Raw genomic sequence first — 21,249 nt, forward strand, 5'->3', positions numbered from 1 at the left:
ACCTGAGGCGAGCCTCATTTCTGGGGTCATTACGGATGAGGTCGGCCGTCCGGGAGAATCCGTCATGATTCGGCCATCCATGGGCCTTCGAGCCCTCGTCTGGTTGCCCGGCTTCGCGGCGGGCCCCAGATTGAAAGAGACTCCCGTGTCGACTGCAACCCCACTTTCTTCTCGAGGAAGCAACGAGAGCCTCTTGGTCCTCTCGGACGTGCACTTGGGGAGCGACTTGCATGATCAAGCGCAGACCACCGGCTTCGGGCGCCGATCGAAGCAGGTCGATGACGATCTGGTCCGCCTTCTCGAGCACTACCGCCGCACGCCTCCGTTGGGCGAGCGCTGGCGTTTGGTCATCGCGGGCGACTTCATCGACTTCATCGGCATGTCGCTGCCACCGCCGGTGGACGAACTGACGACCGAGCCCAGCGAAGAAGAGCTGGCCCATGGCCTCGGCAATGCCGAGGATCACGCGCGCATCAAGATGCGGCGGGTAGGGGAGCGGCACGTCGAAGTCTTCACCGCGCTCGCGGCGTTCGTGGCCGATGGCCACAAGCTGACCATCGTGCACGGCAACCACGACGTCGAGTTTCACTGGGACGCCGTCAAAGAAGAGTTCAAAAAGATCCTCGCGGCATCGGCCCCGCCGGGCACGCACGAGACGACGTTCCTCGCGCGGGTCGAGTTCAACCCGTGGTTCTTCTACGTGCCGGACCTCGCGTACATCGAGCACGGGCACATGTACGATCCGTTCTGTGCCACGTCGCACGTCATGGCGCCGCTCTCGCCGCTCGATCCGCGGCGCATCGCCCGCGGCTTCTGCGACGTGCTGCTTCGCTTCGTGGTTCGCCCCACCAAGGGCCTTCCCGAGTACGGGCACGAGAACCTCGGCATCGTCGACTACGTGAAGTTCGGCGTGGGCCTCGGCCTCGGCGGCATGGTCAAGCTCGGGTTGCGCTTCTTCCGCGCCGTGTGCGAGCTCTTTCGTCTGCGGCGTGGCTACTTCACCGAGGCGGCGGAAACGCTGCGCAAAGAGCACGAGCGCCGCGTCGCGCTGTTCGGCGAAAAGATGCGCATCGGCACCGACCGGCTCCGCGCCTTGGCGGCGTTGCAGGTGAAGCCGGTCACTTCATCCATCCGCGGGATCATGGCCAGCGTGCTGCTCGATCGCATCGCGCTCGCCATGGCCGGCACGGTGGCGCTGCTCGGCGTGGGGTACTTCCTCGGCGTCAAGAGCGGCCACGCCGCGTACGGTGCCGGTTTGGTCCTGGGCACCTGGGTGTGCACGCACTTGTACCTCTCACGGCAGCGCAAGGTCGATCCCGCGGAGGAGCTGGTCGATCGCGCAGCCAAGCTCGCGCGCCTCTTTCCCGCGGCCTTCGTCGTGATGGGGCACACGCACATCCCCACGGAGGTGCCGGTGCAAGATGGCGTGACGTACATCAACCTGGGCTCGTGGGCCGAGGACGAAGAGGTGGCTGCCTCCGAGAAGCACGCGGCCTATCAAGCCGCGCGCACGCACCTCGTCATCCACCCGCGCGAATCGGGCACCGAGGCACAGTTTCTAGCGTGGGACTCCACCACCGCCGGCCCCCGTCGCTTCATGGGGCCGAAAACGAGCGCTTAGTCCGGGGCTTCTAACCCTGGATCGCGACGCGCTCTTGGACCCAGTCGTCGGGCGACTTGCCGCGGCTGATGGAGACGATTTGTCCGCCGCGCAGGAACACTTCATCCGGCAAAGCGCGCCCGTTGTACTGATTGGACATCACATAGCCGTAGGCGCCCGCGTCGAGCAGGGCCACGTGCTCCGGTGGGGCATCCGGCAGGGCGTGCACGCCGAAGTCGTCCGAGCTCTCGCACACGGGCCCGACCACGCGCCAAAGCGTCGCCGTGAAGTCCGCCGAGGCGCCGTTGGTATCCAACGGAACCACGCGGTGGCGAGCCTGGTAGAGGGCGGGGCGGATCAAGTCGTTCATGCCCGCGTCGATCATCAGCCAGCGGCGCGCGGTGCCACGCACCGTGCTCACCTTGGTCTGCACCACGCGTGAAATGAGCACGCCGTGCGCGGCCACCATCGAGCGACCCGGCTCCACCATGAGCATCAGGTCGTCGACCTCGGCGGCTTTGCGCTCCTCGAGCGCGGCCCGCACGTAGTCTCCCGGCTTCGGAACGGCGCCCGCACCGTAGTCGATGCCGAAGCCACCGCCCGTGTCGAGGAAACGCAAGGTGCGGATCCCGCCCGCGCGAACGGCGACACCCAATGAAAAGAGCGTGCGTGCGGCCGTGCGGTACGCGGGCACCGACGGAATTTGCGACCCGATGTGATGGCCCAGCCCGACGAGCTCGACCTCCGGCGACGCCTTGATGATGTCGATCGCGCGCGGAAGATCGTCCTGCGCGATGCCAAATTTGGCCGCGTCGTGCCCGGTCGCGATGTTCGCGTGCGTCTCGAGCGCCTCGAAATCGAGCGCCGGATTGATGCGCAGCGAAATGCGCGCGCGCTCTTTCCGTCCGAGCGCCCGAGCGCGCGCGGCGACGCGCACGATCTCCTCCACGCTCTCGATCTGGATGGACAAGATGCCGGCGCCGAGCGCCTTGTCGATCTCGTCGTCCCGCTTGGCCACGCCATTGTAGACGATGGACTGCGCAGGGACGCCGCAGGCGAGCGCCACGGACAACTCGGCGCCGCTGACGACGTCGGCGCCGCAACCCTGCGCCGCGAGCGTGCGCACGATGGGGCCTGCGGTGTTCGCCTTGACGGCGTAGGCGACGAGATGCGGTTCGTTTCCGAATGCCTCACGAAGCTCGCGCGCGCCGGCGGCGACCGCGTCGAGATCGTAGACGTAGCTCGGCGTGCGGATGCTGCCCGAACGCACGAGTTCCGAGAGCGCTAGGCCCCCCAGTAGAGCCCGGCCGTTTGGGTCACGGCGCGGAGAATTGCCAGATGCCTCTGCCACGAAGAGGGCTACATCGATATCACATTCACGCGCACCCTGGGCGTGTTCCTAGGACTCATCTGCACTCGACCTATCAGTCCGCGCGCAGTCATTTGGACCTCGCGGGTGCGCACGGCTTCACGCATCTACGTGCGTCGTGCAGGTCCCGTCAGGTTTTGCCTCATGTTTGCACGTTTGTGCATTTGTTTTGTGGCATGCTCACAAACACGATGACCATGCGTCGCGCGAAGCTCGTCTGCACACTTGGACCCGCTTGCGATTCTTTGGAAGGTCTCGGCGATTTGATTGACGCCGGGATGGATGTCGCTCGCTTCAACTTCTCCCACGGTTCGCACGAGGAGCACGGGGCGCGCATCGCCCGCCTCCGCGAGGTGAGCCAACAAAAGAAGAAGAGCGTTGCCATCCTGCAGGATCTCTGCGGCCCCAAAGTTCGAACCGGGAAGTTCCCCGCACCCTACGACCTACCCACCGGCTCGGAGGTCGTCCTCTATGAAGGGGATGAGTCCCAGAACGGAATGTTCATTCCGATTCAATACGAGGGGCTCGCCGGCGACGTCCGCCAGGACGATCGCATTCTCTTCGACGACGGCCGCCTCGGCCTCACGGTTCTGCGCATCGAGGGCGACAAGGTTCACGCCCGCGTCGACCAGGGCGGTGGCATGCGAAACCACGTCGGGGTGCACTTGCCCAGCCGCACCATGCGGGTGAGCCCGCTGACGGAAAAGGACAAGGAAGATCTCGCCTTCGGCCTCACCCAAGGTATCGACTACATCGCCCTGTCGTTCGTCCGCCGCGCGGAAGATCTGCGCCTCGTGCGCGACATCGCCACGGCGTGGGGGCAGCCCACGCCCATCATCGCGAAGATCGAGACGCCCGACGCGGTCGACAACTTGGAGAGCGTGGTCGCGGCCTCGGACGGCGTGATGGTGGCCCGTGGCGATCTCGGCGTCGAGTTCCCGCCGGAGCGCGTGCCGGTCATCCAGCGTCAGATCCTCAGCGTGGCCCGGCGCGTTCGCCGGCCCGTGATCGTGGCGACCGAGATGCTCCAATCGATGACCAAGTCGCCGCGCCCCACGCGCGCCGAGGCAAGCGACGTCGCGAACGCCGTCTACTCGGGCACGGACGCGGTCATGCTCTCGGGCGAAACCGCGAACGGGCAGTTCCCGACTTTGTCCGCATCGATGATGAGCCGCATCGCGCTCGAGGCGGAAAAGAGCCCCTTCTTCGACACGGGCGCCCCGACATTCGCATCGCGGGCAACCAGCGTGGCCGAGGCCATCGCACGCGGCGCATGCAACACCGCACGCGAAATCGGCGCCAAGTACCTGGTCGCCTTCACCGAGAGCGGCCTGAGCGCGATGAACGTAAGCCTCGCGCGCCCGCACGTGCCGATCATCGCCTTCTCGACGAACGCGCGCACCCGCCGCCGCATGGCCCTCTACTGGGGCGTCATCCCGCGCGAAATGCCCGCGATGCACGACATGGATCAACTCGTCGACTGGTGTACCGGCGACCTGATGGCCGGCGGCCTCGCCTCCCCAGGCGAACGCGTCGTCATCGTCTTCGGCGCCCCCATCGGCGTCAGCGGCAGCACCAACACGATCCGCGTCCATGTGATCGGCTAGAAGAAAGAAAACCGCCAGGGCCGCCAAAAAAGATCCGCCAGGATCGCCAGATGAACCATCAATCACCCTAAGATTGAGGGATTGAATCAAAACCCAAAATTAGGGTGTATTGACCCTTCCGCTGGCGATCCTGGCGGATCTTTTTTGGCGATCCTGGCGGTTAGAAAACCGTTTCACTGCAGGCACGTGGCGATCACGCTGCGAATTTGGCGAGCGCCGCGGAGCGAAAAGGCGTCGCTGCCGTCTAGCGTCCGCAGGATCGTCCAGACGTCGCTCATGGGGAGCGCGCAGATCGAGTGATCGGTTTGCGTGTAGCACACGGGGTGGGAGGCGAAGGCGGCGTCGGTCAATGCCGTGCAGCTCGTGGTCGTGCGGCTTGCCTCGAGGAACTCGCCTTGTAGACATCGCATCGTCGAATCGCGCCAGGCGATGCCTCGCTCCGAGAGAGCGCTTTGGTTCATGAAGCGGTGGCAGTACTTCTCGCCGTAGCCCAACGCGTAGCCATCCACCCCGCAGGGATGCTCGGCCTCCACCGACGTCGCGTAGAAGTCGCACGCGCTCGCTGCACTCGCTCCACTCGACAGAGCACTCTCGCGGGACGCGTCGTCCTGCGGGTGCGCACCGCACGCGATCAACAGCAGCCCGTAGAGCCCCCATCCCCAGCGCACGGCAGCATGGACTCTACTTCCGTTGGAAGCCGATGGCGCTGCTGATCGCCATCGCAAGCGAGCAATTGTTCACTTGCCGCTTCACCGCGTTTGCGATGTCCGGATCGCTGATCGGCTTTTCGCCCGCAGAGACCGCGGTTCCGCTGGCGCGGCGGCGGAAGCGTGCAATCGCGTTGCCGCTTCGCAGATTCAGAATCGACACCCGCGCGTCATGCGGCACCATCTGAAGCACGTCCGACGTGACCGTCCCGCCGTCGGCGAACGACGCCGCCTCCGCAGCATCTTCGTCGAGCACCAGCAGGAAGAACTGCGCGCGCTTGATGATCTCCACGGCCTGCGGAATCTCGTGCTCGATGCCCTGTTTGAACTGCTGCTCGAACACCCGCAGCCGCAGATCGTCGCCCGAGTCTTTCACCTCGCGGACCCAGTCGTCCGTCAGGATGCGCGTCGACGCGTACGCCTGCCGCAAGTTCCACGGCTGGTCGGGAAAGAGCCCGCCATCGAGCTCGCCGCGCGCGCCCGCGGCGTTCGGCTCGCGCAGAAAGCACGCGACGAACCCATCGCGCAGCGAATCCTGCGCCGCCTTGCGCAGCCGAGTCACATCGCTCGCCTCGGCGACCCGCAGCCGCAGGTACACGCCCGGCGTCGAGCGAAAGTCCCAATCGCCCGCGTTCGAGTCCTTCCAGTCACCCGCCCACGCCGTCGCGTTCTCGACGGTGAACTTCTCGATTTGGTCGCGAACCTTCTCCCACTCCACGCCGACGGTGACTTGCACCGCGCGCTGTTTGGAAAGGAGCACGTCCTTCGCGCTGTCGAGTTTGCGCATCGCAAAGAAGCGGTACCCGAGCAAAATCACGAGCACGCCCACCAACGCGAAGAGCCAAAAATTGGGTGAAGCCCGGCTGAATCGTCCACGCAAGCGCTGCTCGCGCATGTCGTGGACGGCCTTCAGGCCGGGCTTCTTCGGTTCAGGAGGGGGAGCAGGCACTCAGACGCAGCGGACGAAACGCCCTCTCAGTGATCCGTCTTCGGAATCATGTTCACCATGAAGCTCACGTTCGGATAGCCCGCGAACGCGGCCGTCTGGAACACGCTCTTCACGACCACCGCCGGCACTTCTTGGTCGATCTGAAGTACCACCACGCCCGGGAACTCCTTGCCGGGACGCGCTTGCTTCCACGTCTCGCGCTTGCCCTTGAGCATGTTGTAAAGCTCGTCGATGCGCTGCATGCGCGGCGGCGGACCCGACTCTTCGATCGCGCGCGTGTTGCCCGCCGGGGCGCCGTCCACGAGCACTTGGCTGCCCGCCACGGCCACCAGCGGCGCGTCGATCATGTCGAGCGTATTTTCCGCCTTCGGCAGGTTCACGCCCTTTTGAACCGGTGTCTCGCCCGACGCGCTGAACGTCATGAGCAAGAAGACGACGGTCACGACGAGGAAGTCGATCATACTCGTCAGCGAGAGGTTCGCGTTGATGCTGCGATGACCGAACCCCTGCACCTTCTTCTGAACGAAACGCAACGGCACCGCATGCATCAAGCGCCGGCCAGGATTATGAACGGGCATGTCGTTTCCTCAGTTAACGCTGAAGGTGACGTTGAAAGCTGAAACCGGCTCGGTCTTGCTGCCGAGGCTCATCGGGCGATGCGTCTGATAGACGGCATCGATCACGCCGATGATCTGCGAATACGGAATGTTGTTGTCGGTATGCAAGACCGCTTGGTCGAGCTTCCGATCCGTGGCATCACGATGCGATCCGACGTTCTTCCACTCGTCGGTGATCTTCGCGGCAAGCTCGGGGTAGCGGACCACTTTGGTCGTCCCGTCCTGCGTCACTTGGTCTTTGCGGGGCACTTCGATCGTGTTCACCACGGTCGCGCCCTGCTTCCAAATGAGCGTGAACTTCGACTTGTCTTGATCGCGCATCTCGATGTGGAGCTGCTTTTCAGGCTCCACTTTGGTGATTTCCTCGTCCGGCCTCGGCGGGCCCGGCACCTGGGCATCCGCATTCAAGCGGGCCATGTGCGACCACACTGCCGTGATGAGCAAGAACGAGATGGTCACCATGAGAAGGTCGATCATCGGGATCATGTTGATCTCGGAGTCGAGCGCTCTCCTACCACCGCCTCCGCCTTCGACGCTTACACCTGCCATCGTCCTGGCTCCGTCGCAATTACGGCTTACGGGACCCGCTGCCCGGGCCCCGTACCCGTTCGAGGTTGGCTGATCTCTATTGGAAGCTAATTCGGTACTTCATTAAGGATGAGACGCGTTGCCGATCCGCGACGGATCAGGCTGCGTGGGCGACGCCGCCGAGGTTCACCTTCTGGCGGTTGTTCACCACGAGGTTGAGCACCTGAACGCTCGCCTCGTTGATGTCGTCTTCCAGCGTCTGCGTCTTGCCGTTCAGCACGGCGTAACCGATCAGACCGATGATGGCGATGATGAGACCGAAGGCGGTGCAGTTCATCGCTTCCGAAATACCTTCGGCGAGAATGCGGGCCTTCTGGCTCGGGTCGACGCTCTCACCGGAGACCGCGCCGAAGCTCGTGATCAGACCCGACACGGTGCCGAGCAGACCCGAGAGCATCGCGAGGTTGGCGAGAAGGGCGAGGAAGCCCGTGCGCTTGGCGATCTTCGGAATCTCGCGGAGCGCCGCTTCATCCATCGCCGCCTGCACTTCTTCGTCCGAGCGATTCACTTTGACGAGGCCGGCCTGCACGATGCGGGCGAGCGGAGCATTCGCCGCCGAACACATCTTCACCGCTTTGGCGACGTCTCCAGCGAGAATGCACTTCTGCATCGTCGCCAGGAACACATCCTTGTTGATGGACGAGCCGTAGAGGTAGAGAGCGCGCTCGATGATGATCCCGATGGTGATGATCGACCAGAAGAGGATCAGGTACATGCCCCAACCCCCCTGCTTGAAGTGCGTCCAAAGAGCAGCCATTTGTGTTGTCCTCCTCGAAATGCTGGCCTCTCCAGCCGATGGGCCGAGGGCCTAAAACGTCACGTCATTCGTCGCGTTGGTTCGCCCGTTACATAAGCGCTGTCGAAGGCTTTCCATTTTCATCGACCCGCCGACAGACAGGATAAGTGGATGCTGTAAAGGCCAGCACCGCAGCGTATCGCTCGCAGAAATCACATTCCTGACTGGCGCCGAGAAAAAACGTTATCTGAACGCAACCGGAAGAAGCAAGCGTTCGGCATTGGTTTTTCCCGGCTCACATCCCCTCGTTTCGACTCACCGATGCCTTTCGGGCGGCGGCTTCATGAAGTGGGTAGAGAGACTACTCCCACTTTCTTTTTTACAGGATGCCGGTTTGGACTTCGTCCCGTCAACCGACTTTGGCCAGAAATGCACGAGCGACTTCAGATTGTCGCCCAGACAAAAGTTTCCAGCAAAAAACCTGGCAAAATGACTGTCCGCCTATTCTCTTCCGTCGTCGCCAAAGGCGGCGCTCTCGTGTTCTCTCGCTCCCTCTCGCGCCCTCTCCCGTTATCTCGCGAAAGGTACGGTGCCGACGTCCATGCGTTCGAACATCGTGATTCCAAATCTGACTCATCCCGTAAACGCGACCCGTGCGACCCGTGCGACCGGTGCATGGGCACGTGGCGATCGGGAGACGAGCAGGGCATGGAGCACGTTCGCGGGTGAGCGATCGCATCGACGGGCATGGTGGTGGCGTGAAAAGAAAGAGCTCGAGCGCAGAGACTCATGAACGCCAGCGGGCCTTGCTGCACCGTGCAAGTTCCCGCTTCGCCCTCTTTGCGAAGAGGTTGTGGCGGGAACCATCGGGAACTCGTGGGTGGGAGCGGCGTTGACTTCGCCGATCCCGAGGCGGTATCGTCCTCGCCCGACGTGGTCTTACTGAAGCGGTCACCTATTCGCATACGAGGTCGAAAGGAGCGTCGAGGATGTTTGTTGCCCTTCTAGAGGGAGGTCAGGCAGCGGCGACGGCCAGCAGCACCGGCGGCAATAGCCTGATGGAGGCATTCCGAGAGAGTCCCCTCTTCCTTTCGATCAATCTTGTGGTCAGCGCGGTCGTCATTGCGATGATCGTCGAGCGCGTGGCCTTCCAGTTCACCAAGTACCGGGTGAACTCGAAGGAATTCTTCGCGCAGATCAAAAAGCTGGTCACGGCAGGCAACATCGACCGAGCCATCAAGTTGTGTGATGCGGGCGACTACCCGACCTTACAGCTTGTTAAGGCTGGTCTCACCCACGCCAACAAGGGCCCGGATGAGATCGATGCGGCGATGAGCGAGAAGATTGGCGAGCTCAAGCCCGCGGTCGAAAAGAGGATTGGGTCGCTCTGGTCGCTCGCGAACATCGCGACGCTGATCGGACTTCTCGGAACGGTTTACGGTCTGATTCACACCTTCGGCGCCGTCTCGCGCGAGGGCATTTCCGCCGCCGATCGCCAGCGCATCTTGGCGAACGGTATCGCGGAAGCCATGTACAACACGGCGTTCGGTCTGGGCATCGCCGTCATGTGCATGATTGCCCACCTGATCTTGCACCAGCGCTCGAAGAACATTCAGCACGACTTGGACGCGACGCAGGAGCGCGTGTTCAACCTGCTGACCATTCAGACCCGGCCTGGCGGCTACTAAGGCGCCTCGCGCGCGGAGCCGCCCATGGAGAGACTGAGCGCCTATCAACGCAGCAAAATTCGGCGGTTGTCGCAGCCGAAGGAGCTCGCGCCCGATGAAGAGGGCGGAGAGCTCAACATCGTGCCGTTCTTGGACATCATCACGAACGTCATGATGTTCGTGCTCGCGACCATCACGGTCACGTTCACTGCGACGATCGATTCGTTCCCGCCGCGTGCGGGCGGCTCCTCGGCGCGCCCGCCGACGACGCCCACGTTGGGACTCACCATTTTGGTCGTTCCCGAGGGCTTCAGCGTCAAGGCACGCGGCGGCAACGTCGCGCCGGGTTGTGACGACGTCGCGCCCGGCCTGGCGGTGGGCAAGACGGGCAACGAGTACGATTTCGCGAAGCTGACGGCGTGCGTGCAGAAGCTGAAAGCGTCGTCTCCGGACTTCAAGGACGAGACGTCGGTGACCATCAGCGGGAATCCGAATATCCCTTATCAAACGATCATCAGCACCATCGATGCGGTGCGCAGCGTGCCCGATCCTTCGGGCAAAGACGTCGAACTGTTCCCCGACGTAAGCTTCGGGGTGGCAAGGTGAGGGCATCGTGAACCAGCCGCCGTATGCCGGATCTCCTGGTGGATTGGGACCCACGTCGCCCGGTGGCGGTGGGACGCCGCCGCCGCGTCAGCCCGCGGCTTCGATGGCCGTGTACAAGCGCGAACTTCGTCGCGAGATCCGTCGCCGCGCGCTCGAGCCCGAGATCAACTTTCTGAACATCACCGCCATGCTCGACATGATGACCATCATTTTGGTCTTCTTGCTCAAGAGCATGAGCGCGCAGACGGCCTCGATTCCGCAGTCGTCGGACCTCACGATCCCGAAGAGCATTTTGACCACCGAGGCGTCGCAGCAAGGCGTGGCGGTGCTCGTGTCGAAGTCGTGGATCGTGGTGGACGACAACCAGGTGGTGCCGGTCCCGGGCGATCCGACCCACGGCGTCGAGGGCCGCTACAAGCGCGGCGGGCCGAACGATCTGTACATCACCGAGCTGGCGAGCCGTCTTCAGAACTGGCGCGACCGCGACAAGCAGGTCCGCGCGAGCACCGGCAAGGATCCGAGCGGCAGCGAAGCGATCATCATCGCCGACAAGGACACGCCGTACCGGCTCTTGGTCGAGGTGCTCTTCACCCTCGGCCAGACCGAGTTCAACAAGTTCCACCTGATGGTTCTTCAGGGCTCGAAGAAGTAGACGAACCGCCAAGACGCCAAGGACGCCAAGCGAGAGGGGTTGGTTTGGAACCAACCCCCAAATCTTGGCGCTCTTGGCGTCTTGGCGGTTTAAATCCTGCTTCTACCCGATCACGCAGGCGCCGTCGTCGAGGACCACCGTGTGTTCGAGGCGGCCCAGGCCGTCGATTTCCAAGGCGATGCGATCGCCGGGGCGCAGCCACTGGTCCTTCGTGATCTTCGAGCCGTTCAGCTCGAGGAAACACCCCGTGCCGCAGGTGCCGGAGCCGATGACATCGCCCGGGAACAGCGTCACGCCGTAGCTGGCTCGTTCGAGGATTTGCGCGAAGGTCCAGTTCATGTCCTTCACGTTGCCCAGCGACACCTGCACGTCGTTCACGAAGGCGCGCATCCCCAGGTCGAACACGTTGCCCTTGTCCGTGCGCGTGGTCTGCGCCGTCAGCTCGTCCAAGGTGCAGAGGTACGGCCCGAGCGCCGTGGCAAAGTCTTTCCCCTTGGCCGGGCCGAGCGACAGCTTCATCTCCTCCATCTGCAGAACGCGGGCGGAGAAGTCGTTCATGATGGTGAGCCCGAAGATCAACTCGTCGGCGCGTGCGGCGGGCACGTTGCGTCCGCGCTTGCCGATGACGATGGCCGCCTCCAACTCGAAGTCGAGCCGCTCGAGGTGCTTCGGCAACACGCGAAGCTCGCCCGGGCCGATCACCGCCTGGTGGTTCGTGAAGTAGAACACCGGGAACAGATCGAACTCGGGAATCATCTCCACGCCGCGGTTACGGCGCGCCGTCTCCACGTGCTGGCGGAACGCGTACCCATCGCGCATCGACGGGGGCCTGGGCAGCGGCGAGAGCAGCGTGGCCTCCGACGCGCGTACCCGCAGCGGCGATCCCTCGTGCGCCTCGGGGAGCTTGCCCTCGCCTGCGCGCCGCTGAAGCTCGTCCGCCGCGGGCCGCGCCTGTTCGGCGTGCTCGATGAAGCCGAGCAACCCTTGCCCGTAGCGCTCGACCACGGCGGCGCGATCGGCCGCCCGTCCCTGGTCCTTTTCGAGCCAGCGAAAGCCGGTCTCCAAATCGATGATGCGATCGCCCTCGAGGATGCCGTGGCGCTCGGAGGGAGATGCCTGCGTGCGGAAGGTGACGAGTTTCATGAAAGATCCTCTATCAGGAGATCACGCCACTCCGGAGAGCCGCGCTTTGATCAGTCGATGGACATCGTCCTCCGCCTCGCGGATGTAGAAGTGCCCACCGGGAAACACGGTCGAGTTGAAGGCGCCCGTCGTCCGAGCGGCCCATTTGGGCAGGTCTTCCGTCGGTACGTGCGGGTCGTGGGTGCCGCCCATGGCCTCGATGGGGATGGGCAGCGGCCCCTCGGTCGCGATGCCCTTCGACGCGAGCGCGATGGCGAAATCCGCACGGAGCGTGGGCAGAAACAGCTCCATCAGCTCCGGGTTGGCGAGGACCTCCTCCGGCGTGCCGCTGTAGCCACGCAGCTTCGCGATGAAGGCCGGCTCGCTCAAGTGATGAATCGGATTGTCGCGCTCGCCGGTCCCGCGCGCCGAAAGGAAGAGGACGCTCGGCAGCCGCGCGCCCATGCGGTGCAGGTGGTGCGCGACCTCGAAGGCGATGACCCCACCCATGCTGTGCCCGAAAAACGAGAACGGCCGCCCGTCGAGCACCTTCATCATGGAATCCACCAACACCGGAACCAGCGCGTCCAGCCGCTGGTACGGCGGCTCGCGAAAGCGGCGCCCGCGCCCGGGTAGCTCCGCGGCGAGCACCTCGATGCTCGGGGCGAGCTTGGTTTCCCATGTGCGGTACGCAAGGGAGGCTCCGCCAGCGTAGGGAAAGCAGACCAATTGATGGCCTGCACCGGCAATTTTCTTGTGGGTCGGAAAGAACGGGTTCTGGATCGCGGGCGTCATCGTGGATCGATAACGGCTCTAGCACGACTCCCGAGACTTTGCGGTTGCTCAGTACTGGAAGCTCTTCAAGTTGGCGCCGGCTGGCGCGGATTTTCGGATTCGTTCCAGGATCTTCGGGAAATAGAGCTGCGGATAGCGTAGGCGCGAATAGGCATTGGGGCGCGTATGGTCGCCGTTCCAGCAGTGCTCCGCGCGATCGCCATAGTCGACCTCGCCCTCGTACGGCGGGTTCGTCGTTCCCTTGAGGAACTGTTCGATGCGATACACGGCATTGTTGAGATAGTAATTATCCATATCTCCAACGTAGATATGAATCTTGCCGCGAAGCTTCGGCCCCAAGGTCGCCCAATCGCGCGCGAGAATGTGATTCAAGTCGTAATGGTCACGCCAATACGCTGCCACTTTGTGATCGATCACGCCGGTGAGCTTGTCCCAGATGGGCTGCGGGTATCCATCCGCGCCCGCCGGTGAATAGACGGCCTGCCAGATATCCAGCTGATCCCCCGAGCGACCGTGCGTGCCCAACGTTAGCTCGTAACGGCTCACGTCGGCCTGGGTCGCCGAGAGGTGGCCGAGGTAATTGGTAAAAGCTCCACGCGGAACCTTCTTCCAGAATTGGTCGGTCACGAATGCATTCTGATCGTCGTACAGATTCACGGTCATGTAATCGTGAAAGTCGACGGGGTCGGGGCAAGCCGCCCAGATGCCATTGAACTTATCGGGATAAAACGTCTGCACCGCCAGCGATTCCCATCCACCGGTGGAACCGCCATAGGCAAACCGCGCCCAACCCTCGCCGATTGCGCGGTATTTCTTCTCCAGGTACGGGATCAACTCGTTCATGATCGCGTCGCCGTACGGTCCCAGGTTCTCCGAATTGACCGCGTACGAGTCGTCGTAATATGGATTCGCGTGCTGAATCTCCACCAGGATCATGCGTGGGAATTTCGGACCCGTCCAATCGCGATAGAGCTGGTGCGCGGACTCTTGCTCGATGCGGTTGTAGCCCGGCAGGTGAAAGCGCTCGCTGTAATCCGGTTTCAAATTGGGATCGGGCGGCGCCTCGCGGAAGTATCCGATGTCGCGCATGAAGTGCCCATGCGAAATCACCAGCGGATAGCGAGCATTGGGGTGCGACTCGAAGCCTTCGGGCAGGATGACGTGGGCGCCGAGATGCATGGGGCGGCCCCAGAACTTGGTCAAAAGCTCGCTCTGAATGCGCTCGTGTTTGACGTACTTGGTGTCCGCCGGCGCCTCGATGGGCGGGATGATCTTGTCGAGCGAGATGCGAAAGGTTTCCGGCTTCGACGGATCGACGGTGATCTTCTGCGGCGTGCTGTAAAGGTTCCCCGGCGCGTGCTCCCAATGCTGCCCTTCGCCCCGGTCCATGGGCAACTTGACGGTGTGCCCATCGCTGCGGTGAAAGGTCTCGTAGCGGTGCAGCACCGCCTGCACGGTGTACGTGCCCGGTGGCACATCCGCCAAGGTGGCCCGCGGATAGCCCACGGCCGTGCCGTCGACGATGGCGTCTTTGTCCGCCGCGAGCCCCTCCACGTCCACGCCGAAAATCTGCTGCGTCTTCAGACCGATGCTGATTTGAAATCGCGGCTCGTTCGATTCATCGTTGGACAGAATGACGAAGACGCGCCCGTCGATGGTGCCCGAGCCGGCGTCGCCCTTCGACGGAAAGCTCACCGCGAAGCGCAACGCCGCGCCCTGCGCCGCCGCCGGTGCCGCAGGCATGGGTTCGGACGCGGGCGGCGGCGTTTTCGTCGAACAGCCGAACACCAGCGAGCCACAAAGAACCACGGCCAACGCACCGCGCGACGAGGGGACGATTCCATTCATGGTATAGCCGGCACATGTAGTACCCCGGCTTAGCTTCGACCAGGGCCGATCAATTGAGATCGCAAGTGCCTTGGTTCCGGCCCGTCGCCTTGCACGAATGGGAAGCGTCTTCGGAGCAGACGCTGAACGGACAAATGTGCGCGCACTGCGGCGATTCCTTGAATTCGCGTACGGCGGCCACGAATTTTTTTACCTCGTCGCGTTCGGGGTCGGTCACCGAGATCGCGCAGCATTCGTCGGCGACGCGCACCCCGCATTCGTCGCGCCCATTGGGATCGCAGGCCCGCGCGAGCTCCCGCCATCGCTCGATCTCCTGGCGAAGCTGCGGGCACGTTTTGCCGGAGCCCGCGTCGGCCGCATCCGAGGAGCCGCCGTCACCGGTGGCGCCATCTTGCGCGGCATCCGCCGAGCCGTCTGGAAACAGTGGTCCCGAGGGATCGTCTCCACCGCACCCGTTCATCCACGCCACCCCGACGAGCCCCACGAGCCAGAGTGTTGCGGTTGCGGCGAATAGAGGGATTGTAACGTATCGTCGATGGTTCATGGCTTTGCCTCTTATAGCTCAGCCAGGATGCACATAGTGTGCTGCGCGTGCATTCGTCATCACGCGGCGCACGTGTCGTAGAAATGACGTCGTAGTGCGCGACCGTTGGTTCGAGTTCCAGCAAATAGCGTTCGTCTTCGGGATAATAGACCGCCTTTTCGGGATTGGGCCCTGCGAAGGCGCAGATCGCATCCATCGATGGCGCGAACGAGAGTGAGTGATACGAAAATGAATTCCGCTTTCCCATCGACGATTCGCCGAAAGATCCGAACACCTTGATTGCCTGGCGTCTCGAGGCAATGTGCGGTGCCTGTACGTTGGATATAATCCAGATATACATCGGCGTCTTCCGGTCGGGTGGTTCCTCGCCATACACGTGCGATCATGGCCTTACCTCCGTGAAAGCTGACGTTGCAGGACTTGTTATAACCTGTCTTCGCGCGTTTGACAGTTATTCAAAAGTGCTTGTGCTCTGACAACAATGTCAGGGTGCACGAGTGTCCACCATCCTCATCCGTCAATAATACGTAGACGTGCGGTCCCTTGGCGGCTATGTCATGGGTCCGGACGGCGCGCCGATGCTCGGTCGTCGCCCGTTGTTGAAGGTTAAGCAGATCGAATTTTTAGGAAGCAATTTGCCACTCATGTAGTTGAGAGCTCCGTGATTCGCTTCGCTTCCCCAATGATTCGGTCTTTTGCCAGAACAGGTTCATCGATGACTTCCCATCGCATCCTGCCGCAAATCGTTGCGGCGTCGCTCTTGTTGGGTGTGGCTGCTTGCGGCGGCTCCACGCAATTCCAGTCGGCCCAAGCGGTCGCGATCAATGGGACGCCCCCGCCGCCTCCTCCCGCGCCGCCGCCGCCGCCGGAAGCCCCCAAGCCGCCCCCGCGCGTCGAACTGCGCGACAACAAGATCGACTTCAAAGAGAAGATCCAGTTCCAAGTGAACAAGGCGATCATCAAGGAGGAGAGCTTCTCCCTCCTGCATGACATTGCCGAGGTCATCAAGCAGAACCCGCAGGTCAAGAAGATCTCGATCGAGGGTCACGCCAGCGCCGAAGGCAACCCCGCAGCGAACAAGAAGCTGTCGGATGCCCGCGCGAAGGCCGTCGCCGAGTTCCTGGTCAAGAAGGAAGGCGTCGATGCCGCCCGTCTCGGGTCGAAGGGCTGGGGCTCCGAGAAGCCCATCGCCAGCAACGACAACGAGGAAGGGCGTGAGAAGAACCGCCGCGTCGAGTTCCTCGTCACCGAGCAGGAAGTGACCGCGAAGAAGGTCGAGATCGATCCCGCCACCGGCAAGGAGCGGGTCATCGACGAGAAGAAGAGCTTGGTCGAGGCGCCCAACGCGGCCCCCGCACCGGCTGCAGACGCGGCGGCCGACAGCAAGAAGCTGAATGCCGGCGACGCCAAGAAGAAGCCGGGTGCCGAGGGCGCGGCGAAGAAGCCCGACGAGCACCACAAGAAGGGCGATGCCAAGAAGCCGGAGGAGAAGAAGTGATGAAATCGTTGCTAGTGATTCCCGCCGCCCTGGCCTTCGTCGTTGGTTGCTCCGGCGCCGTCCGCAGCCCCGACGTGTACCGTGACGACACCCGCGCTGCCCTCTCGGCGAAGGATCCCGACATCCGCGCCTGCTACGACGACGTCCTCAAGTCGAACCCCACGGCGGCCGGCAAGGTCACCGTGAAGTTCGAGGTCGAGACGGAAGGTGGCAAGATCCAGAACGCCGCGATCGACAAGGCCAACACCACGGCGCCCGATCCGGTCTCGGACTGCGTGACGAAGAACATCAACGGCGTCGCCATCACCCCGCCGGATGCGCGCAAGGGCGAGGGCACCTGGGTTTACGAGTTCGCCCCGCCGGCAGGTCCCGCCAAGGGCTGATCGCCTTTTCCGTATTTCCGTAGGCCAGCAAAAACGGCTCGAATGCTTCGGTGTTCGAGCCGTTTTGCCGTTTGTAGGTGGAGCGGCGAAGAACGCTCTCGCTCACCAACCTAAAGACCTTGGCGTCTTGGCGGTTCGAAATACCCCGCGAAGAAGCTACATGCGCTCGAGGATCCACACGGCCGAATCGGTGCTCGCGTGGATGTCGACGCGCGGCCAGACTTTGCGATTGTACTCGGCGACATGCACGACGCGGTAGCCGCGGCGTCCTTCCAGCAGCTCGTGGAAGAAGCTGACCACGACGTGGTCGCCCCGGGTCAGGACCTGCGTGGTCGGCGTCATTTTGCCGGGGTCCTGCGTGTCGGGAATGGGAATGAGGTACCGCCACGCCCACCCGTATGGCAGCACGATCCAGCGGGGTTTTCGCGCTTCGAGGTTCTCGAAGCGATCTTGGATCTCTTCGAAGCCGGGCATGGGGTTTCGCTTCTGCGGAGCATCGAGCCCGACGCGTGCAACATGCACATTCTCGGGGAAGCGTGTAAGATACACATTGAGCCCGTAGGTCTCGACGCGATCGCCGGGGGCGAAGTGCTCGCGCATGAACTGTTCGGCGTCGTAGCGCGGGTCGAAGAGGAGGCTCACGTCGACGGCCATGGCGCGGAAGATGGCGCTGGCAAAGGCGACGGACAGCGCTGCCTGGGCAACGACCCGCGCGAATCGGCCGCGCAGCTCGAAGAGGAAGGCGTGGACCGCCAGGCCCGCGTAGAGCGAGAAAATCAGCGAGTGCGGCAGGATGAACCGGTGCTCGACGCGCAGCGCGACGCAGTTGAACGCGGCGGTGAAGGAAAGGGCCGACAAGAACGGGAGCAGACCCGCCAGCCATTTCGCGCGGTCTTCGCCCGGCCGCCGTCGGAGCTGGAGCAGAAGGCCTCCCGTCGCAAGGACGAGAAAGGTGGTAGGCCATAGCCTCGAGTACATCTCGATGATGTCATGCAGGACGCGGGACCAACCCGTGACATCGTTGGCGTAATTCGCGAAGTCTTTGCTCGCGGGGCCGACGAGGAAGCCGAGACGGGCGCGAAATCCCGTCGGGTTCCAGATGATGCCGTCGACGAAGAGAAAGAGCACCGCGCCGATGCCCACGGCCGTCAGCAGCTCGCGCACGATGGTGCGCGCATCGCCGCGCGCAACCGGATCGATGGCCAACCATGCCACCATGGCGATGGGCGCGGCGACGAGGAACAGCGCGTAGGCCTGGTCTTTCGTGGCCACACCGAGCAAGGCCAGAATGACGAAGTGCCGCAGCCGCCGCGGCTCGTTCCACGCGATGGCACGCGTGAGGGCCAGCAGCGCGAACATGCCCCAAAAGAGGTAGGGCACGTCCAGGTTCGTCGTATGGCTGTAGTACGTGAAGATGGGATCGACCGCGCACACTGCAGCGGCGCACCAGCCCGCGCGCGGCCCGCGCACGGTCTCCGCGATTTTCGCGACCGCGTACGTCACACCGAGCGACATGACCAACGTCGTCGCCCGCGCGATGTACGCGATGCTGGTCATGTATGGGACTTTGAGGATCTCGCCGATGACATCATGCGGGGCGAGTGACGGCGCATGGATCAGCGCAATGGCGGTGACGGGGCACGTCAGCACGCCGAGCAAAAGCAGGTGCAGCGGCGGATACGTGAAATAGTGACCGGGCGTGAATGTTTCGACGAGCCCGGCAAGGAAATCGCGCGGGGCAATCCCGTCATTGTCCCAACCGTCCGACGCCGGCAGACCCCACCCGATCCCGACGACGCGGAGGATGGCCGAGATCACGAGGATCCAGGCGAGGGGCGAGCGAACCGAGGCGCGTAGGCGCGCGCGCAGCAGCGTCGCCAGGCCTGGGAGTCGGTCCCGTCGGAGAAAATTCACGCCCCTCCACTACCATGCCGTAGGTCGTTGGATGGTAGACTTCCGGCCCGCGTCAATCGAATGAGCGAAGCCACGTCCCAGGAAGCAGGAAACGGCGAGGAGGGCGCGAAAAAGGGCGAAAAACCCGCTATTTTGGCGGTAGCCTTCGATCGCACCGTAGGCCCCGTGTTGGATCTGCTCGACGAGCTGGGCGCGACGGCATTGCTCGCGAGCCGGACGTTTGCCTGGATGGTCCGCCCGCCGTACCGATGGGCGCAGCTTATGGGGTCGCTCGAATTCATCGGCGCGGGCTCGACGTTCATCGTGGGCTTGGTCGGCGTCTTCACGGGCATGGCCTTTACGCTTTCGAGCATCGTAGGCTTCCGGCAATTTTCCGCGGAAGGCATGGTGGGCGGGGTCGTTGCCCTGGCGCTCGCCCGCGAGCTCGCCCCCGTCCTCGCGGCCGTCGTGGTTACCGCGCGCGCGGGCAGCACCATGGCGAGTGAGCTCGGGAACATGCGCGTCACCGAGCAGATCGACGCCATCACGACCATGGGCGTGAGCCCCGTGCAGTTTCTCGTGGTGCCCCGCGTGGTGGCCACCACCTTGATGCTTCCGCTCTTGGCCATGTGCTTCGGCCTCGCGGGCATGCTCGGCGCCTACGTGGTGGCTGTACTCTGGCAGGGCATCGATCCGGGCATCTTCTTCGACCGGGTCGAGCAATTCGTGCAACCGAGCGACCTGCGGATGCTCGGCACCAAGAGCTGCCTTTTCGGCCTCATCGTGAGCATCATCTGCTGCAAAAAAGGCTTCTTCGCCTCGGGCGGCGCCCGCGGCGTCGGAGAAGCCACTGCGAAGGCCGTCGTCGCGAGCATCGTCGCCATCTTCGCCGCCGACTACGTGCTGACGTCCATCATGACGGAGCTGTGAGTTTTTAACCGCCAGGACGCCAGGGTCGCCAGGGATCAAACCAAAATACCCAAAACGCCCTAATTTTGTTTATTGCCGAAAACCCCTGGCGACCCCGGCGTCCTGGCGGTTCCTTCTTCCGCGGGTTCAACTCAGAGCGAGCATGCGATCGATCGGCGTGCGTGCGGCCGTCAGCAAATGCGCCGGTAGTTCCAGCCGCGGTTGGAGGTCGCGCAGGGCCAAGTAGACTTTTTCCAACGTGTTGCGCTTCATGAAGGGGCACTCGTTGCAGGCGCAATTGGCTACGGGGGGTGCGGGGATGAAGGACTTCTCGGGCGCGGCCTTTTGCATTTGATGCAGGATGCCCGCTTCGGTGGCGACGATGAATTCCTTTTGCGGGGCGGCGATGGCGTGCTTCAGGATGCCGGTGGTCGAGCCGATGTAGTCGGCCATCTTGAGAATCGTGGGCTCGCACTCGGGGTGGGCGAGCACGCGGGCCTCCGGGTGGCGCGTCTTCAGCGCGATGAGCTTTCGCTCGCTGAACGTCTCGTGGACGATGCAGCTGCCCTGCCAAAGAACCATGTTGCGCCCGAGCTTCTTCTCCAGGTACGCACCGAGGTTGCGATCCGGGGCGAAGAGGATCGTCTTGTCCGCGGGGATGTGGTCGACGATCTTCTCGGCGTTGGACGACGTGACGATGTAATCGGAGAGGGCTTTCACCTCGGCCGAGCAATTGATGTAGCTTACAACCACCGAGTCCGGGTACTGCGCCTTCCACGCGGCGAACTTGTCGGGCGGGCAGCCATCGGCCAGCGAACAACCGGCGTCGAGATCCGGCAATACGACAATCTTGTCCGGGTTCAGGATCTTCGCGGTCTCGGCCATGAAGTGCACGCCGGCAAAGCAGATGACATCGGCGTCGGTCTTGGCGGCGGCCTGGGAAAGCTGGAGCGAATCGCCGATGACGTCGGCGACGTCTTGAATATCGGAGTCCTGGTAATAGTGCGCGAGAAGGATGGCGTTGCGCTCCTTCTTCAGACGCGCAACTTCCTCTTCCAAATCGAGGGAAGGATCGATGGGCGCGGGGGACGTCATGCCGGGAATCTAGGCCCGCCCGCGGGCTCAGTAAAGGCGTGGCCTACTGAGCCCGCTCCGCAGC

Annotated in this window: 20 protein-coding genes; 8 read left to right on the plus strand and 12 right to left on the minus strand. The window is 63.3% G+C overall.

The features are described from left to right. Positions 1 to 145 precede the first annotated feature (145 nt). On the plus strand, positions 146 to 1,621 hold the full coding sequence (locus LZC95_09630) for a hypothetical protein (protein WXA97094.1): 1,476 nt from the start codon (positions 146 to 148) through the stop codon (positions 1,619 to 1,621). A 10-nt stretch (positions 1,622 to 1,631) separates the two neighbouring features. Here the strand turns inward: LZC95_09630 and lysA are convergent, their stop codons facing one another. Continuing rightward, positions 1,632 to 2,870, minus strand: coding sequence for a diaminopimelate decarboxylase (lysA, locus tag LZC95_09635; protein ID WXA97095.1), 1,239 nt, complete (start codon positions 2,868 to 2,870; stop codon positions 1,632 to 1,634). Between the two features lie 290 nt (positions 2,871 to 3,160). On the opposite strand from lysA, the gene pyk reads away from it, so the two are divergent. Then, positions 3,161 to 4,576, plus strand: a complete 1,416-nt coding sequence (gene pyk / locus LZC95_09640) for a pyruvate kinase (GenBank protein ID WXA97096.1) — start codon at positions 3,161 to 3,163, stop codon at positions 4,574 to 4,576. A 173-nt stretch (positions 4,577 to 4,749) separates the two neighbouring features. On the opposite strand, the gene LZC95_09645 is transcribed toward pyk, so the two are convergent. The 5 genes from LZC95_09645 to LZC95_09665 form a co-directional block, all read right to left on the minus strand. Next, positions 4,750 to 5,244: a hypothetical protein gene (locus LZC95_09645; protein ID WXA97097.1), complete on the minus strand. Its 495-nt coding sequence runs from the start codon at positions 5,242 to 5,244 to the stop codon at positions 4,750 to 4,752. Positions 5,245 to 5,257: 13 nt separating this feature from the next. Continuing rightward, positions 5,258 to 6,178: a hypothetical protein gene (locus LZC95_09650; protein WXA97098.1), complete on the minus strand. Its 921-nt coding sequence runs from the start codon at positions 6,176 to 6,178 to the stop codon at positions 5,258 to 5,260. 80 nt (positions 6,179 to 6,258) lie between these two features. Further along, complete coding sequence (locus LZC95_09655; protein ID WXA97099.1) at positions 6,259 to 6,810, minus strand: biopolymer transporter ExbD; 552 nt, start codon at positions 6,808 to 6,810, stop codon at positions 6,259 to 6,261. Positions 6,811 to 6,819: 9 nt separating this feature from the next. Then, positions 6,820 to 7,398, minus strand: a complete 579-nt coding sequence (locus LZC95_09660; protein WXA97100.1) for a biopolymer transporter ExbD — start codon at positions 7,396 to 7,398, stop codon at positions 6,820 to 6,822. A gap of 136 nt (positions 7,399 to 7,534) precedes the next feature. Then, positions 7,535 to 8,194, minus strand: a complete 660-nt coding sequence (locus tag LZC95_09665; protein ID WXA97101.1) for a MotA/TolQ/ExbB proton channel family protein — start codon at positions 8,192 to 8,194, stop codon at positions 7,535 to 7,537. Between the two features lie 968 nt (positions 8,195 to 9,162). Here LZC95_09665 and LZC95_09670 point away from each other — a divergent pair. The 3 genes from LZC95_09670 to LZC95_09680 are packed head-to-tail and all read left to right on the plus strand — an operon-like array spanning position 9,163 to position 11,098. After that, a complete protein-coding gene (locus tag LZC95_09670) occupies positions 9,163 to 9,861 on the plus strand; it encodes a MotA/TolQ/ExbB proton channel family protein (GenBank protein ID WXA97102.1) in 699 nt (232 codons plus the stop codon). A 24-nt stretch (positions 9,862 to 9,885) separates the two neighbouring features. Continuing rightward, positions 9,886 to 10,446, plus strand: a complete 561-nt coding sequence (locus LZC95_09675; GenBank protein ID WXA97103.1) for a biopolymer transporter ExbD — start codon at positions 9,886 to 9,888, stop codon at positions 10,444 to 10,446. 7 nt (positions 10,447 to 10,453) lie between these two features. After that, positions 10,454 to 11,098, plus strand: a complete 645-nt coding sequence (locus LZC95_09680) for a biopolymer transporter ExbD (protein ID WXA97104.1) — start codon at positions 10,454 to 10,456, stop codon at positions 11,096 to 11,098. A 102-nt stretch (positions 11,099 to 11,200) separates the two neighbouring features. On the opposite strand, the gene LZC95_09685 is transcribed toward LZC95_09680, so the two are convergent. The 4 genes from LZC95_09685 to LZC95_09700 are packed head-to-tail and all read right to left on the minus strand — an operon-like array spanning position 11,201 to position 15,407. After that, positions 11,201 to 12,241, minus strand: a complete 1,041-nt coding sequence (locus LZC95_09685) for a fumarylacetoacetate hydrolase family protein (GenBank protein WXA97105.1) — start codon at positions 12,239 to 12,241, stop codon at positions 11,201 to 11,203. Positions 12,242 to 12,262: 21 nt separating this feature from the next. Next, a complete protein-coding gene (locus tag LZC95_09690; GenBank protein ID WXA97106.1) occupies positions 12,263 to 13,015 on the minus strand; it encodes an alpha/beta fold hydrolase in 753 nt (250 codons plus the stop codon). Between the two features lie 48 nt (positions 13,016 to 13,063). Continuing rightward, positions 13,064 to 14,863 (minus strand): hypothetical protein, encoded by a 1,800-nt coding sequence (locus LZC95_09695; GenBank protein WXA97107.1) that lies wholly within the window; start codon positions 14,861 to 14,863, stop codon positions 13,064 to 13,066. Positions 14,864 to 14,912: 49 nt separating this feature from the next. Next, positions 14,913 to 15,407, minus strand: a complete 495-nt coding sequence (locus tag LZC95_09700) for a hypothetical protein (protein WXA97108.1) — start codon at positions 15,405 to 15,407, stop codon at positions 14,913 to 14,915. Positions 15,408 to 16,122: 715 nt separating this feature from the next. Between LZC95_09700 and LZC95_09705 the strand changes: the two genes are divergently transcribed. After that, positions 16,123 to 16,905, plus strand: coding sequence for an OmpA family protein (locus LZC95_09705; GenBank protein WXA97109.1), 783 nt, complete (start codon positions 16,123 to 16,125; stop codon positions 16,903 to 16,905). Beyond that, a complete protein-coding gene (locus LZC95_09710) occupies positions 16,905 to 17,288 on the plus strand; it encodes an AgmX/PglI C-terminal domain-containing protein (protein WXA97110.1) in 384 nt (127 codons plus the stop codon). The genes LZC95_09705 and LZC95_09710 overlap by 1 nt, the downstream gene beginning before the upstream one ends. Before the next feature lie 156 nt (positions 17,289 to 17,444). Here the strand turns inward: LZC95_09710 and LZC95_09715 are convergent, their stop codons facing one another. Next, complete coding sequence (locus LZC95_09715; GenBank protein WXA97111.1) at positions 17,445 to 19,202, minus strand: glycosyltransferase family 39 protein; 1,758 nt, start codon at positions 19,200 to 19,202, stop codon at positions 17,445 to 17,447. Positions 19,203 to 19,262: 60 nt separating this feature from the next. On the opposite strand from LZC95_09715, the gene LZC95_09720 reads away from it, so the two are divergent. Beyond that, positions 19,263 to 20,111, plus strand: coding sequence for an ABC transporter permease (locus tag LZC95_09720; GenBank protein WXA97112.1), 849 nt, complete (start codon positions 19,263 to 19,265; stop codon positions 20,109 to 20,111). A 126-nt stretch (positions 20,112 to 20,237) separates the two neighbouring features. Here LZC95_09720 and nadA read toward each other — a convergent pair whose 3' ends face one another. Then, positions 20,238 to 21,185 (minus strand): quinolinate synthase NadA, encoded by a 948-nt coding sequence (nadA, locus tag LZC95_09725; protein ID WXA97113.1) that lies wholly within the window; start codon positions 21,183 to 21,185, stop codon positions 20,238 to 20,240. Positions 21,186 to 21,249: the final 64 nt, after the last annotated feature.

The sequence above is a fragment of the Sorangiineae bacterium MSr12523 genome (assembly GCA_037157775.1).
In the GTDB taxonomy this organism is placed as follows: domain Bacteria; phylum Myxococcota_A; class Polyangia; order Polyangiales; family Polyangiaceae; genus Pendulispora; species Pendulispora brunnea.

Coding starts and splice junctions, on each gene's coding strand:
- pyk (WXA97096.1), top strand. CDS start 3,161: ATGACCATGCGTCGCGCGAAGCTCGTCTGCACACTTGGACCCGCTTGC.
- LZC95_09650 (WXA97098.1), bottom strand. CDS start 6,178: ATGCGCGAGCAGCGCTTGCGTGGACGATTCAGCCGGGCTTCACCCAAT.
- LZC95_09655 (WXA97099.1), bottom strand. CDS start 6,810: ATGCCCGTTCATAATCCTGGCCGGCGCTTGATGCATGCGGTGCCGTTG.
- LZC95_09660 (WXA97100.1), bottom strand. CDS start 7,398: ATGGCAGGTGTAAGCGTCGAAGGCGGAGGCGGTGGTAGGAGAGCGCTC.
- LZC95_09665 (WXA97101.1), bottom strand. CDS start 8,194: ATGGCTGCTCTTTGGACGCACTTCAAGCAGGGGGGTTGGGGCATGTAC.
- LZC95_09670 (WXA97102.1), top strand. CDS start 9,163: ATGTTTGTTGCCCTTCTAGAGGGAGGTCAGGCAGCGGCGACGGCCAGC.
- LZC95_09675 (WXA97103.1), top strand. CDS start 9,886: ATGGAGAGACTGAGCGCCTATCAACGCAGCAAAATTCGGCGGTTGTCG.
- LZC95_09685 (WXA97105.1), bottom strand. CDS start 12,241: ATGAAACTCGTCACCTTCCGCACGCAGGCATCTCCCTCCGAGCGCCAC.
- LZC95_09690 (WXA97106.1), bottom strand. CDS start 13,015: ATGACGCCCGCGATCCAGAACCCGTTCTTTCCGACCCACAAGAAAATT.
- LZC95_09695 (WXA97107.1), bottom strand. CDS start 14,863: ATGAATGGAATCGTCCCCTCGTCGCGCGGTGCGTTGGCCGTGGTTCTT.
- LZC95_09700 (WXA97108.1), bottom strand. CDS start 15,407: ATGAACCATCGACGATACGTTACAATCCCTCTATTCGCCGCAACCGCA.
- LZC95_09705 (WXA97109.1), top strand. CDS start 16,123: ATGACTTCCCATCGCATCCTGCCGCAAATCGTTGCGGCGTCGCTCTTG.
- LZC95_09710 (WXA97110.1), top strand. CDS start 16,905: ATGAAATCGTTGCTAGTGATTCCCGCCGCCCTGGCCTTCGTCGTTGGT.
- LZC95_09720 (WXA97112.1), top strand. CDS start 19,263: ATGAGCGAAGCCACGTCCCAGGAAGCAGGAAACGGCGAGGAGGGCGCG.
- nadA (WXA97113.1), bottom strand. CDS start 21,185: ATGACGTCCCCCGCGCCCATCGATCCTTCCCTCGATTTGGAAGAGGAA.